Source organism: Psychroflexus maritimus (assembly GCF_011089875.1).
Taxonomy (GTDB): Bacteria; Bacteroidota; Bacteroidia; order Flavobacteriales; family Flavobacteriaceae; genus Psychroflexus; species Psychroflexus maritimus.
In genome coordinates, this window is sequence record NZ_JAANAS010000039.1 from 113,735 (window position 1) to 127,421 (window position 13,687).

Here is a 13,687-nt window from a genome sequence, read left to right on the forward strand (position 1 = left end):
GATATATTAAGTGTAGTGCAACCGACTTGGCAATCAATGCATCATCTGGCATCAAATTAGTTCACTATAAACTAGTTGGATTATAATTTAGTGTTTTTTGCTACTTTTCATTTTCCTCCTTATCCTTTACAACTTTTCCAAAAATACTAATATCATCATTCCATAGCTCTTTAAGTTCAAAGTAATCGATAGGAAAAGCTGGAGGCGCCAAATCTAAGATTGATTTCTGAGAGCTTCGCCTTAAGATGTCCTCAATCATAAAGTCTTCTTTGTTATTCCAAGGGTCGTAAGGTTCTTTCATTGAAATATCAAAAAAACTAGCTGTCGTGTTATACCAAAAGGCATTCCAGCCAGACCTTAAGTCTTTTACAATTTCAAAACTTGTATTTCCAGTTTGTCGATGCAAAAGTTTCATTAAAATTTGCCCTTCAGTTTTGGTTAATTTTTTTAACTCTTCTTTAAATTCATCTTCAAGGTAAGATTGCACTAGTTTGGTGTATTTTTTACGTTTTCTTTTGCTTTGCATACGTTCTAAGCGTTCATGCAGACTATCTAATTTAGTTGCTGCTTGTGCGGCATAAGGCCAAACTTTTCTTGTTTTTCTTCGCAAAATCAAGTATTCTCTAAACTCTGATTGGTTGGTAAATTTTAATTTAGGAAGTACAATAACATCATCAAGAATGATGCTTCCTTCAGTTAAAAATTCTTCGTCTGAAACAGATGCTTCTTTAAATTGGTTAGATTTTTTTGTTGAATCCTTAATAGCTAACTTTCGTTCTTGTGCATGAAGAACAAAAAAACATGAAAAAAACAATATGTATAAACCTAGTTTCAATGTAATTTAAATTATAAGTCAAAATTAGCTAATTGTAAACGATTACAATTTGAAAATCTTATTAAATTCGCATTTCTAATTTTAAAATTTATACTATGCTTACTGAAAATTCACTATCATTTCTAAGAAAATACCTTAATAATGCATCGCCAACTGGATACGAGTGGGAAGGTCAAAAAATATGGATGGATTATTTGAAGCCTTATGTAGATGATTTTATAACTGATACTTATGGTACTGCGGTGGGCGTTATTAATCCTGAAGCAAAATATAAAGTTGTTATAGAAGGCCATTCTGATGAAATTTCTTGGTATGTAAATTTTATTTCTGAAGAAGGTCAAATTTACGTGATTAGAAACGGCGGAAGTGACCACATGATAGCCCCTTCAAAACGCGTAAATATACATACAAAAAATGGCGTTGTACCAGGAGTATTTGGATGGCCAGCAATACATACGCGAAATAAATCTAAGGAAGAAACTCCTAAAATTGAAAACATATCGATTGATGTAGGTTGTACTTCACGTGAGGAAGTGGAAGCTCTAGGAGTTCATGTTGGCTGTGTAATTACTTATCCTGACGAATTTTTTATTTTAAATAAAGATAAATTTGTTTGCCGTGGTTTAGATAACCGAATGGGGGGTTTTATGATTGCTGAAGTTGCTCGTCTTCTTAAGGAAAATAATGCAAATTTACCTTTTGGTCTATACATTACCAACTCGGTACAAGAGGAAATTGGTTTGCGAGGTGCTGAAATGATTACCCAACGTATTCAACCTAATGTGGCTATAGTAACAGATGTTTGTCACGATACAACTACGCCCATGATTGATCAGAAAAAAGAAGGCTTAACTAAAATAGGTGCAGGCCCTGTAATTTCGTACGCTCCAGCTGTTCAAAATAGATTACGCGATCAAATTATAGCTACCGCAGAAACCAATAAAATTCCTTTTCAGCGATTGGCTGCAAGTAGAATGACGGGAACCGATACAGATGCTTTTGCATACAGCAATGGAGGAGTAGCTTCAGCATTAATTTCATTACCTTTACGATACATGCATACAACTGTTGAAATGGTTCATCAAAACGATGTTGAAAATGTAATTAAATTGATTTACAATTCCTTGTTAAGTATAAAAGAAGGTGATACTTTTAGTTATTTTGAATAGATTGTCATTTGGAATTAGCGCAATACAATGCCTTTTCCCTTTTTAGTTTACAAAATCAAAAAACCTTGTAAAACATTATTTACAAGGTTTTTTAAATCTTGAATATTCAATTTTAAAAGACCATTTAAAAGTGTTTAGCCTAGAGAATAATCAAACTCAGTATTCATGGTATTGATTATTTCATACCAATTTAGTGGTCCATGGCCACTTTATAAGTGGGGTCTTCCATGACATTTACATCTATAATTTCTTCAGCGTTTTTAAGTAAACGCTTACAATCTTCACTTAAATATCTCAATTTAATTTTCTTTCCTTCGTTGTGGTATTTTTCTGTGATTTTATTGAGTGCTTCAATAGCCGACATATCTACTACACGACTTTCTTTAAAATCGATAATCACTTCATCAGGATCATTAGCTACATCAAATTTATCAAGAAAAACAGAAGTAGAACCAAAGAATAGTGGTCCGTAGATTTGATAGTTTTTTATTCCTTCCTCATCAATAATTTTTCTAGCTCTAATTCGAATGGCGTTATCCCAAGCAAATACCAAGGCAGCTATAATAACACCAACCAAAACCGCTAAAGCTAGGTTGTGAAGAAAGATTGTTACTAAAGTTACTAAAACCATAACTAAAATATCAGATTTAGGCATTCTTTTTACAGTTTTAAAACTAGCCCATTCAAAAGTTCCAATGGCTACCATAATCATAAGTCCTGTTAGTGCAGCCATGGGCATTAATTCAATAATGGGAGCACCATACATGACAAATGCTAGTAATCCTAAAGAAGCAATAATTCCAGATAGTCGTGCTTTTGCTCCGTTTGATACATTGATTAAACTTTGACCTAACATAGCACAGCCACCCATTCCAGAGAAAAAACCTGAAAGAAGGTTTGCAGCACCTTGAGCAACAGCTTCTTTGTTTCCATTTCCTCTTGAATTGGTTATTTCGTCAACAATATTTAAGGTAAGTAAACTTTCTATTAAACCAACTCCTGCCATAATTCCTGCATAGGGAAGAATTATCATAAAAGTTTCCCAGTTAATAGGGATTTCAGGAATATGAAAAGGAGGAAAGCCACCTTGAACTGAAGCAACATCTCCAATTGTTTTGGTATCTATTCCAAAGAAAAAAGCAACTGCAAATACTACTAAAATAGCTACTAATGAAGCAGGAACCGCACGTGTAAGCTTAGGCAACAACCAAATAATTAAAATAGTTACTATCACTAATCCTAAGAAAATATAAAGCATTGAACCCGTTAACCAATTTCCTGCATCATCTTTAAATTGGTCTAATTGCGACATAAATATAATGATGGCTAAACCGTTAACAAAGCCAAATATTGCCGGGTGAGGGACCAATCGCATGAGTTTTCCTAGTTTTAAAAACCCTGCTAACATTTGGATTACACCCGATAAAACTACAGCGGCAAAGACGTATTCAACGCCAAAATCTTTGGCTAAAGAAACAATAACCACTGCAATAGCTCCTGTTGCTCCAGAAATCATACCTGGTCGCCCACCAAAAATGGAAGTTACAAAAGCCATTACAAAAGCAGCATAAAGACCAGTTAAGGGACTTAACCCAGCAATCATTGCAAAAGCAATAGCTTCAGGTACAAGTGCAATCGCAACCGTTAAACCAGATAAAATTTCGGTTTTGTAATCTACTTTTTGTTTAAAATCAAAGAGTTTGATGTATTTTTTCATCAATAAAAAATTTATAGAAATTAATTAAAATAAGCTTAGGGAGTTTTGAAGCTAAGTGCTAGAAACAAAATAGTAAAGTTCAAAGCAATTGCTTACTTGTGAGGTAAATTGAACTAAAAAACTATGGCGGGGTTAATTTGAACATTAACTTGTTTTTAAGCCTGCAAAACTAAACATTAAATTAAATACAGCAATCTTTAAGAGTGATTTTTAAAAAGAGTTTTCTCTTTTTATGAGCCAATTTTTAAAAGAATGGAAGTTTTGGGGACTAACGCCATGTCCTACAGGAAATTCTTCGTAAAGAAAATCAATGTTCAGGTCTTTGAGTATAGTTTGATTTTTTCTAGCCCAATCAACGGGAATGACTTGGTCTGCACTTCCATGAGAATTATACACGCCTAAATGATTAAATTTTCTAGATGGATAGTCGCCTTCAACTAAACTTAAGTCGATGTAGCCACTTAAACCTATCACATTTTTAAATTTTTGAGGTTCAGACAAAGCTAAAGCAAAACTCAAAATACAACCTTGTGAAAATCCGAGTAGGTTAATGTTTTGTTCGTCTATAGGATAATGAGCTACAGCTTCATCAATAAATTGACTGATTTTGTTTCTTGAGTCAATGCCTTCTTCAGTGTTACTAAATTTATCTCCCGCAGCATTAAAATCAATAGAATACCATGCATTGCCACCAAAACCTAAAGATAGAGGAGCTTCAGCAGAAATAACAATGTATTCTTTAGGGAGCTCACTGGCAAAAGAAAATAAATCTTCTTTGTTGCTTCCATATCCGTGAAGCATTAAAATTAAAGGTGATGTTACAGCATCAGTTTGTGCAGGTCTTATTAAATGGTCTAAGCTAAGGTTTTTTGTTGTCATTAGTGAAAGCTAATTTTTGAAAAAATTTTTGAAAAAAGTTACCGACAAGAGGAATTAAAGTTTTTTTACCACTCACAGCACCAATAAACGCGTAAATCCAAAGTATGAAATAACACAAATAAAAAGCTGAACCTACCATAAAATTCATGCTATCAGAGAAGTATTCTCCAAATCCATTGACTAAAATTCCAAAAAGAATAAGCGTTAAATTAATTCCTAGGGCTTGTCTTATGTGAAAATTAGCAAATTTGCTCTTGGTTTCAGAATTTAGAAACATGGCTAAAATAGTTCCAAAAATGGTTAAGTAAGCAACAATTGCTGGTGTTTTACCAGCTTTTTCGGGTTCGGGCATTTTCATTAATAAAAGTTTTGAATTACTTTACCAAGTAAATTTTCATTTAAGAAAATTGAATTTTTTGATTTCGAGGTAATTTCGTTTTTAGTAAAACACCACTCTAGCTTTGGATTAATAAGGTTCATGGCTATTTCATTTCCTTCCTTAATTACAGGTTTATTCAAATTATAAACATCTCTAGAACGCTGAATAATTTCAAGTGATTTTTCGGTTCCAAATAAAGTATTCATGGCTCCAAAATAACTTTCTAAACCAATGCTTCCGCTAGTAGCATGTTCAAATTCAAGAAATTTGTGCTCAATGTTAATCGGTCTGTGGTGTGAAGTTACAAAATCAATAGTACCATCTAAAACTCCAGAAATTAGGGCTTCTTGATCAACTTTTTCGCGCAATGGCGGAAAAAGTTTGAAGTTGGTATCAAATTCGTTCAAGCGTTCATCGGTAAAAAATAATTGATTAATAGATACACTACACGAAACATTTAGCCCATCTTCTTTAGCATTGTTGATTAATTTTACAGCTTCTTTTGTTGAAATCAATGGAATATGTAATCTTCCTCCGGTATATTTCAAGATGGCTAAATCTCTTGAAATTTGAAGTGTTTCAGCTAAGCTTGGAGCAGCCTTTAAGCCTAATAGAGTAGATGTAGGACTTTCATGAACTTGGGCTTTACCTAGAATGTTTTTTTCAGCAGGAAAAGAATGTACCAACCCATTAAACGATTGAGTGTATTGTAATGCCAGTTTCATTAAGTTGGCATTTTGAATAGGGGAATCATCATCGCTAAAACCAATTGCCCCATAGTTATGCATTTCGAATAATTCAGCTAAATCTTCACCTTTTAAACCTTGGGTTAATGCTGAAACAAGATGAATTTTTACTTTTGAATTCCTAGTTTTTTGTTGCAGATTTTCAATTAAATAAGCTTGGTCTATAACAGGTTGCGTAGAAGCTACAAGTGCAATTTCAGAAAATCCTGATTCAGCAGCTACTTTTAAACCATTAGTAATTGTTTCGCGTTCTTCAAAACCTGGTTCTCCAAAATGTACATTAGGATCAAAAAAAGCGGGGCTTAAAACTAAATCATTAGCTTCATAAATTTCATAGGTTTCTTTCTTAGAAAGGTCTTTATCAATTTTTAAAATCTTGTTGCCTTCTAGTAATACATCCCTAATTTGCTTATGGAATGGACTTGAAACATCAAGAATTTGAACAGCTTTTAGTAGCGTTTTCATCAATTAAGGTTTAAAATAATTTAAAAGTAATACTTCTACTAGTAAAAATATAAGCGCAAAAATAAGAAACCAATGCCAAAAACTTTTTGTTTCTTGTTGCTTTCTTAATTCTTCAAACAATCCTTCTATAGATTCGAAAACAGAAGCTTCATTTGAAAATGAATAATAATTTAGTTGACTTTGATTTCTTTCGTAATTAAAACTTAAGTACTGAAGCGTATCTTGTTGAGCAACAACCGCATAATTACCGGCTATTTCAGGTACTTCGGAAGTACTTATTTCTACGTACTTTAAATATTTTTGCTGTTGTGGAATTACACGTGTTTTATTGGTGTGTACTAATTCCAAAACTTCGTCAGTTTTAGATGCCCAATCAATTTTAATGGAATTGGGTTGTTTCACCGTAAATTGCAATTCGTTTGCTGAACGATTGAGGTTTGCTAAGTTGTAAAAAGTGGGCACAATTAAGGGCGAATTTTGAAAATTTGAATTGTTTAAGTTTAAAGCTGCCGTAAAAAGGCTAATCTTGTTTTTACTAATTAGCGCAGGCATTTGATTTGAAAAACTTAAGGCCGAAGCTGTAGAAAGATTTAATTGGAAGGTTTTTTTGAAATTGGGATAATCAAAATTTGAAATCTCATCAATAAAGGTATTTTTATAAATAGGATGTTGAAAATTTATTTTCGTTAACTGAATTTCATCATCAATTGTTTTTTCCAACTTTGGTAGGTTGTATTTAAGCAAAAACTGATTCAGCGAAGCATTGGTTTCTGTTGAAGGAATAACAATTAAATTTCCGCCTTCATCAAGAAATTTTGAAAGTGCGTTAGTGAAATTATTTGAATAAGTTTTTAGCTCATTCAAAATAACTACATCCGATTGATTGATTGAAGAATAGGGTAGGTTACTTAAACTATAAGATGAATAGTTGAAATTAGTTTTATTGTAAATACGTTTTAAAAAATCGTCCTCTGTTTGATTAATGCTAAGTACATTTAGCTTTGAAGGTTGATTGATACTAAAGTAGTAAGTATCATCATAAGTTAAGCCAGCAGATTTTATTTCAATTTTTGATTTTGGATAGGCTTTCTTACTAATTTTAAAATTTGTAGTAAGCTTGTTTTGGTCTTCAAATTCAACCTGTTTTCTAGCAATAAGTTGGTCTTCATCATAATAAATAGAAATGTCTATGGGGTTTGAATTAGAGCCTTCAGCAGAAAGCTCTACGTCTAATTCAATTTGGTTTTCTTCCTCTTGATAAAGTGCCTTTTCAATACTAATATTTTTAGGTTGTTCAGGTTTTAGTTGAACAAATTCAAGATGTTGGTTCCTGGACAAGTACTCATCAAAGTTCAGCTTTTCAATAGATTGACTTTGAAAATCTGAAATTAGTAATAGTTTTTTATTTAGGTCATCGGTTTTTGAGAATAAAGTGTTGGATTTTAAAAGCACCTGTTCTAAACTAAGATGCTCGGGAGCTAGTTTTAAAGAAAGTAATTCGTTAGCTAAGTTTTGATTATTTTTAAGTGTTTCATTATTTGTGAATACGCTTACTTTGGAATCCTCTGGAAGGTATTTTACCAGTTCTTGCTGAGCATGTTCAAAAATTGTTTTTGTACCTAATTTTTGTTCCATACTAAAAGAATTATCAAGATAAATTACGTATTCCGTTTCTTGATTTTCTTCTGTATTTTGATTTGGAAGATAAGGTTGTGCAAAGGCAAAAACTAAAGCGGTTATTGCCAATAGTCTTGACAAGAGAACTAAATATTTTTTAACAATAGAACTCTTTCTACTCTGAATACTAATTTTTTGGAGCAGAGCAACATTAGTAAATTCAGTTTTTTTAAATTTTCTAAGTTGAAATAAATGAATTAAAATAGGAATAATCAGTAAAAATAATGCGTAAAGAAACTGAGGGTACTGAAAAGCCATATAGATTAATTTATGCTAAGGTCTTTCAACTTGAAATTTAAATTTGGTATAATCTCCCAACTTTGATTCTAATTCGATGTGACCACCTAAATTATGAATAATCTTTTTTACCGTAGATAAACCAATACCATTTCCTTTGTTCCCTTTTCTATCGGCTTCTGTTATTGTGGTAAAAAGATTAAAAACTTCATTTTGTTTATTTTCAGGAATGCCTATACCATTGTCTTTTACATAAAAATGATAGTAAAAATCGTCAAAACTGCAACCGATATCAATTTTTATTTTTTCTTTGTCGTTATACTTAATGGAGTTACCAATTAGATTTAAGAAAATTTGTTCTAAAGCTACACGATTAGATTCAATTTGGAGATTTTTCTTTGGTAAATTAATTTCACAATCTTCATTTATATCTAACATCTCAACAATGTCTTCAAGCAATTCATTTAAATCAAATTCTTCAAGAGCATTTTCTTCAGTAATAGAATCTGATTCGTAATGGGTAAGTATGTTTGAAATATAATCGCTTAATTTAAAAGCAGATTGCTTAAGATTATTGATGTAATTAAGTCCAGATTCATCAAAATGCTTACTGTATTTTGCTTTAATAATGTCTATGGTAACAATCATATTAGCAAGTGGCATTTTCATATCGTGAGAAACAACTCCGGCAAAATTTTTAAGTTGAGTGTTTTTTTCTTTGAGTAATTTTTGCGATTCTCGTAAGGTGTTATTTTTAATCCTAATTTCAAATAAATTAATCACTTGATTCGCTAGATATAAAAGCGATTTTCTTTGTTTTTCAGTTAAACTTCTTGCTTCATGGTCAATCACACAAAGAGAGCCTAAAGTTAATCCTTCTTTATTTCTAAGCGGTACACCCGCATAGAAAACCACAGGATCATCACCAAATGTAAAGGCTTTATTTCTAAAGCGTTCATCGGTTCTAGCATCATTTACTTCAAATAAATTACCCTCATGTTTAATTGCATATTGGCAAAAAGTAAAATTATTTTCTGCTTCGCAATTTTCTACTCCAACACAAGCTTTCATCCATTGTTTATCGTTATCTAGAATAGAAATTAAACCAATAGGTGTTTCACAAATATATGACGCAAGTTCAGCTATTTCATCATACTGCTTTTCTGGTTGAGTATCAATAATATCAAGCTTCCTTAAGGCTACTAATCGGTTTTTTTCATCTTTAGTAAGTGTAGCTTTTTTCATACAAATATATCTGTTTGCAAGGTAAGGAAATTTATTTTGATAGGTAATTAAAAATAGATTAGTTTTTGTGAAATAATTCACATGTAAATAGGTATAAATTGATCTGTTTATCTAAAACAGTTTATGATTTCATGTGAAAGTAAATTCTTAAAAAAATCTGTCTTAAGATTTATAAAATAACCGATAATTGGCTTTTAAAAGCCTTCAAAAACACCAAGGCCAAAAAGTGCAAAATCGTATTTTACAGGATCATTGGGGTCTAATTTTCTTAGGTTTTTGTCTAATTCTTGAAGTGCTTTTAGATCGTTTTGCTTTCTTTTGAGGAGCTTAAGCTTTCTAGCTACTCTGCCCGAATGAACATCAAGCGGACAAGAGAGTAGGCTGGGTGAGATACTTTTCCAAAGTCCAAAATCAACTCCGTTTTTATCATTTCTTACCATCCAACGCAAGTACATATTAAGTCGTTTACAAGCTGAGTTTTTTGCTGGATTACTCACGTGTTTTTCTGTTCTTTTTTGGTGTGGAAGTTCAAAAAAGATTTCATTAAGTATTTCTATAGAAGGCAAAAGATTGATGGAATTATGATTTGAAGCAAAAATTGCCTCAAGTCCTTGATGGTTTTTATAAATGTTCTTTAATGATTGAATAAAATAGATTAAATCGTTTCCATTAAATGTTCTGTGAACAAACTTTTGAAGAGTTTTTAAATCGCTTGCTTTATGGTTGAGCACAAAATCATAAGGTTGGTGTTCTAAAAGCTTCATCAGTAGGTTTCCGTTATTCAGAATACTCTTTCTGTTTCCCCAGGCAAAAGTGGCGACAAGAAATCCTGCAATTTCAATATCTTCCTTTTGTGTAAAAAGATGCGGAATAGAAATAGGGTCTGAAGAAATAAACGACTTTTGGTTATAGTCTATTACTTTTTGGTCTAGAAATGTTTTTAATTCAGATTTTTTCAATTAACTCAAAATATTTCCGTCTTGCATTTGTAATTTTCTATCGGCCATATTTGCAAGCTCTTTGTTGTGTGTAACAATAACAAAGGTTTGGTCAAATTCATCGCGAAGTTTAAAAAAAAGCTGATGTAGATTTTCAGCTGAAAACGAATCTAAATTCCCTGAGGGTTCATCTGCAAAAACAACAGACGGATTGTTCATCAAAGCTCTAGCTACCGCTACACGTTGTTGTTCGCCACCGCTTAACTGACTTGGTTTGTGATGCATTCTATCTTTTAAACCTAAAAAATCTAATAATTCTTCGGCTTTCTTGTTCGCATCATTAGTACTTAATTGTTTTATCCAAGCAGGAATACAAACATTTTCTAAGGCTGAAAATTCGGGTAATAATTGATGAAATTGAAAAATAAAACCTATATTTTTATTTCTAAATTCAGCTAATTGACGCGTATTTAATTGAGTTACATCGGTAGCATTAATTTCAATTGAAGAATTTTGGTTAGAATCTGCATGTTCTAATGTACCTAATATTTGAAGTAAAGTGGTTTTTCCAGCACCAGATTTACCCACAATTGATACAATTTCCTTTTTGTTTATTTGTAAATCAACACCGTTCAAGACTTTTAAGTCGCCATAGTGTTTGAAAATATTTGTAGCTTTAATCATTTTTCTAAATAATATTGCGAATTTACTATTATTTATCAGATTACAAATATTGATTTGATAGATAAATTGGCTTATTATTTCAAAAAAAAATCAGCTGATGAATAGTAGCTGATTAATTCATTCGATTTAATTTTTTAAGGGATAGGCACTTCACCCGTAGCTGAGTTGTGAAGTTTTAAAATAGCTGTTTCGCTTTTTGCTTGAATAGCTCTTTTTCCTCGAACAGCAATAGGGTAGTATAAAACTTCTGGCGAGTTTTGTAATATTTTTATCGCACCAATTTCATCAATTTGGGCATTGCTTCCATATACTTCCATGTATTTAATATGATTTGTGTTTATTAAATCACTTACTTCAATATCAAGCATTTCAGCTAACCACTTCCAGTCTGTTCCTGTTAGAATATCTTTAGCAATATCTATAATTTGAATTGAAGCTTTTGAAGCTTTAGCTACTGCTATACATTTCTCCGTGAGAAAATCTTTAGGATTACAGTAAATTTGAATTAATTTTTTATCAGTCACCATAGAATATTTTTAAATTTTATATTAACCTGCGAGTCACTAAGTAAAGCATTTTTTAGATAAATACAGAAAGGTTTGTTTTTTTAACTGAAATTAAATTTTTTGCGAATTAATCAGATTAAGTTTTGAAATTATCAATTTTTAAAGAATTTTCTCATTTATAAATTTTACTTTTGGATATCAAATTTAAAGGATGAGTAAGGATACTAAAATTGCAATAATTGGCGCTGGTGTGAGCGGTTTAGTTGCAGCTATGAACCTAGAAAAGCATGGGTATAAGCCATCTATTTATGAAGCCTCAGATCGTGTAGGAGGTAGGGTAAAAACCGATTATATTGATGGCTTAGCTTACGATCATGGATTTCAAGTATTACTGACTGAATACCCAGCAGCTAAAAAATACTTAGATTTAGAATTGTTAGACTTAGTATATTTTAGACCTGGTTCTGTAATTTTTTATAAAAACGCTAAAGCGATTATTGGCGACCCCTTACGTGACAAAAGCTTACTTTTTTCTACAATTTTTTCAAAAATAGGAACGCTATCTGATAAAATTAAAATTCTAAAATTAAGAAATGAAATAAAAAAGAAAAGTTTAGATGATATTTTTAGAGCTGAAGAAAAAACAACACTTCAGTATTTGAAAGATTTTGGCTTTTCAGACCAAGTGATTGAGAATTTTTTTCAACCTTTTTTTACTGGAATTTTTCTTGAAAATCAATTGGTAACTTCCAGCAGAAAATTTGAATTTGTGTATCAATTATTTTCCACGGGCAGTGCAGCTATTCCTTCAAAAGGAATTCAAGCAATTCCCAATCAGCTTTCTGCAAAATTAAAACAAACCCAATTTCATTTTAATACTCCGGTGAAGCAAGTAAACAATACTAGCTTAAGTCTTTTAAACGGCGATGAAGCAAAATTTGATTACGTAATAATTGCAGCCGAAGCCGCTAAAATAATTCCTAACCTTCCCGATTTACAAGAGTGGAAATCGGTTGAAAATTTATACTTTGAAGTAGAAAACAAAGTTATAGATTCAACTATTATAGGATTAATGAGCAATCAACTTAAAAGTTTAGTCAATAACATACATTATTCAAATTCTTTAATAAACAACCATTATTTATTATCAGTGAGCGTTGTTAAAGCGCATGAGTTAAGTGATCAGGAATTGATTAATCAAGTAATTAAAGAACTAGAGCATATAGCTAAAATTAGAGTCGTTGAATTCAAAAAGCTATATCGCATAAAAAATGCGCTTCCTAAAATGCAAAGTGTATCTTATATGTTACCAAAATCCGAAACTCAGTTGAAGGAAAAAATTTTTTTAGCAGGTGATCATTTAGCTAATGGTTCGCTTAATGCTGCCATGCTAAACGGCGAATCGGCCGCGTTAGCAGTAATTGAAAAAATTGAAAAAGGAAGATTAGATATAGGAAGTTAACAATCAAATAGTCAAATTTAATGCTTAAATGGCTGGTATGCTGAAACGCTTTTTTTAAAAGTTTTTAATCAATCTCAATAATGGTTTCTTCTAAAGGTCTTCTTACCTTTTTCATTGAAGAAAACTCATCATTATGGGCTCTGTATCCAAGAGGAAGAACCAAGACAGGGGTTAAATTATGTTTTTCAAGCTGAAGAATTTCGCTGTATTTTTCAGGAACAAAACCTTCCATAGGGCAAGCATCAATTTCCTCTAGCGCACAAATAGTTAATACATTTCCCATAGCCAGGTAAGCTTGATTGGTAGCCCATTTCTTTATTTCACCTTGAGATAATTTAGAAAAATGATCTACCAAAAAGTTTCTGAATGGAGCAAGAATATCTTCGGGAGTATTTCGTACCGATTTAATTAAGTCGAAATTATTTAATACAAAGTTTTTGTCGATGATATCTTCAATGCAAAAAACTAAAAGATGAGAAGCATCTACTACTTGATTCTGATTGTAGGAGTGAGGTAAGAGCCTTTGTTTTATGACTTGATTTCTTACCACAATTAATTTTATAGGTTGCAAACCATAAGAAGTTGGGGTTAGATTAAAAGCTTCCGTTATTCGTTTAATTTTCTTGTCTTCCACTTTTTTAGTAGCATCAAATTTCTTTGTTGCATATCTCCACTCTAAAGCTTTAAGGGTTTCCATAAAAGTAATTTTTTGCGCAAATTTAATTTAAAAAGCCAGTATCTTGTTTAA

At 31.7% G+C, this 13,687-nt stretch carries 13 protein-coding genes; 2 read left to right on the top strand and 11 right to left on the bottom strand.

All coding sequences use genetic code 11. The features are described 5' to 3' along the window. Positions 1–100 precede the first annotated feature (100 nt). Positions 101–835: a DUF4294 domain-containing protein gene (locus tag G7034_RS04995; RefSeq protein ID WP_246166749.1), complete on the bottom strand. Its 735-nt coding sequence runs from the start codon at positions 833–835 to the stop codon at positions 101–103. Positions 836–930: 95 nt separating this feature from the next. Here G7034_RS04995 and G7034_RS05000 point away from each other — a divergent pair, with 95 nt between their 5' ends. Further along, positions 931–2,004, top strand: coding sequence for a M42 family metallopeptidase (locus G7034_RS05000; protein WP_166399868.1), 1,074 nt, complete (start codon positions 931–933; stop codon positions 2,002–2,004). Between the two features lie 190 nt (positions 2,005–2,194). On the opposite strand, the gene G7034_RS05005 is transcribed toward G7034_RS05000, so the two are convergent. The 9 genes from G7034_RS05005 to G7034_RS05045 form a co-directional block, all read right to left on the bottom strand. After that, on the bottom strand, positions 2,195–3,721 hold the full coding sequence (locus tag G7034_RS05005) for a SulP family inorganic anion transporter (RefSeq protein WP_166399869.1): 1,527 nt from the start codon (positions 3,719–3,721) through the stop codon (positions 2,195–2,197). Positions 3,722–3,931: 210 nt separating this feature from the next. Next, the gene (locus tag G7034_RS05010; protein WP_166399870.1) at positions 3,932–4,600 is read right to left on the bottom strand and encodes an alpha/beta hydrolase; all 669 of its coding nucleotides are present in this window, start codon (positions 4,598–4,600) and stop codon (positions 3,932–3,934) included. After that, positions 4,581–4,958 carry a hypothetical protein gene (locus G7034_RS05015; RefSeq protein WP_166399871.1) on the bottom strand — a complete coding sequence of 126 codons (378 nt, stop codon included), beginning with the start codon at positions 4,956–4,958 and terminating at the stop codon, positions 4,581–4,583. The genes G7034_RS05010 and G7034_RS05015 overlap by 20 nt, the downstream gene beginning before the upstream one ends. Next, positions 4,958–6,190, bottom strand: a complete 1,233-nt coding sequence (locus tag G7034_RS05020) for a dihydroorotase (RefSeq protein ID WP_166399872.1) — start codon at positions 6,188–6,190, stop codon at positions 4,958–4,960. The genes G7034_RS05015 and G7034_RS05020 overlap by 1 nt, the downstream gene beginning before the upstream one ends. A 3-nt stretch (positions 6,191–6,193) precedes the next feature. After that, complete coding sequence (locus G7034_RS05025; RefSeq protein WP_166399873.1) at positions 6,194–8,125, bottom strand: BatA domain-containing protein; 1,932 nt, start codon at positions 8,123–8,125, stop codon at positions 6,194–6,196. A gap of 15 nt (positions 8,126–8,140) precedes the next feature. Further along, a complete protein-coding gene (locus G7034_RS05030; protein ID WP_166399874.1) occupies positions 8,141–9,349 on the bottom strand; it encodes a sensor histidine kinase in 1,209 nt (402 codons plus the stop codon). A gap of 194 nt (positions 9,350–9,543) precedes the next feature. Then, on the bottom strand, positions 9,544–10,308 hold the full coding sequence (locus tag G7034_RS05035; RefSeq protein WP_166399875.1) for a TIGR02757 family protein: 765 nt from the start codon (positions 10,306–10,308) through the stop codon (positions 9,544–9,546). Next, positions 10,309–10,971, bottom strand: a complete 663-nt coding sequence (locus tag G7034_RS05040; RefSeq protein WP_166399876.1) for an ABC transporter ATP-binding protein — start codon at positions 10,969–10,971, stop codon at positions 10,309–10,311. 134 nt (positions 10,972–11,105) lie between these two features. Further along, on the bottom strand, positions 11,106–11,498 hold the full coding sequence (locus G7034_RS05045) for an arsenate reductase family protein (RefSeq protein ID WP_166399877.1): 393 nt from the start codon (positions 11,496–11,498) through the stop codon (positions 11,106–11,108). Between the two features lie 190 nt (positions 11,499–11,688). On the opposite strand from G7034_RS05045, the gene G7034_RS05050 reads away from it, so the two are divergent. Next, positions 11,689–12,939, top strand: a complete 1,251-nt coding sequence (locus G7034_RS05050; RefSeq protein WP_166399878.1) for an NAD(P)/FAD-dependent oxidoreductase — start codon at positions 11,689–11,691, stop codon at positions 12,937–12,939. 64 nt (positions 12,940–13,003) lie between these two features. On the opposite strand, the gene G7034_RS05055 is transcribed toward G7034_RS05050, so the two are convergent. Then, the gene (locus G7034_RS05055; RefSeq protein WP_166399879.1) at positions 13,004–13,636 is read right to left on the bottom strand and encodes an NAD(P)H-dependent oxidoreductase; all 633 of its coding nucleotides are present in this window, start codon (positions 13,634–13,636) and stop codon (positions 13,004–13,006) included. Positions 13,637–13,687: the final 51 nt, after the last annotated feature.

Excerpts from the sequence above, each read along its gene's own strand:
- G7034_RS05000 (WP_166399868.1), top strand. The coding sequence starts at position 931 with ATGCTTACTGAAAATTCACTATCATTTCTAAGAAAATACCTTAATAAT.
- G7034_RS05005 (WP_166399869.1), bottom strand. The coding sequence starts at position 3,721 with ATGAAAAAATACATCAAACTCTTTGATTTTAAACAAAAAGTAGATTAC.
- G7034_RS05010 (WP_166399870.1), bottom strand. The coding sequence starts at position 4,600 with ATGACAACAAAAAACCTTAGCTTAGACCATTTAATAAGACCTGCACAA.
- G7034_RS05015 (WP_166399871.1), bottom strand. The coding sequence starts at position 4,958 with ATGAAAATGCCCGAACCCGAAAAAGCTGGTAAAACACCAGCAATTGTT.
- G7034_RS05020 (WP_166399872.1), bottom strand. The coding sequence starts at position 6,190 with ATGAAAACGCTACTAAAAGCTGTTCAAATTCTTGATGTTTCAAGTCCA.
- G7034_RS05025 (WP_166399873.1), bottom strand. The coding sequence starts at position 8,125 with ATGGCTTTTCAGTACCCTCAGTTTCTTTACGCATTATTTTTACTGATT.
- G7034_RS05030 (WP_166399874.1), bottom strand. The coding sequence starts at position 9,349 with ATGAAAAAAGCTACACTTACTAAAGATGAAAAAAACCGATTAGTAGCC.
- G7034_RS05040 (WP_166399876.1), bottom strand. The coding sequence starts at position 10,971 with ATGATTAAAGCTACAAATATTTTCAAACACTATGGCGACTTAAAAGTC.
- G7034_RS05045 (WP_166399877.1), bottom strand. The coding sequence starts at position 11,498 with ATGGTGACTGATAAAAAATTAATTCAAATTTACTGTAATCCTAAAGAT.
- G7034_RS05050 (WP_166399878.1), top strand. The coding sequence starts at position 11,689 with ATGAGTAAGGATACTAAAATTGCAATAATTGGCGCTGGTGTGAGCGGT.
- G7034_RS05055 (WP_166399879.1), bottom strand. The coding sequence starts at position 13,636 with ATGGAAACCCTTAAAGCTTTAGAGTGGAGATATGCAACAAAGAAATTT.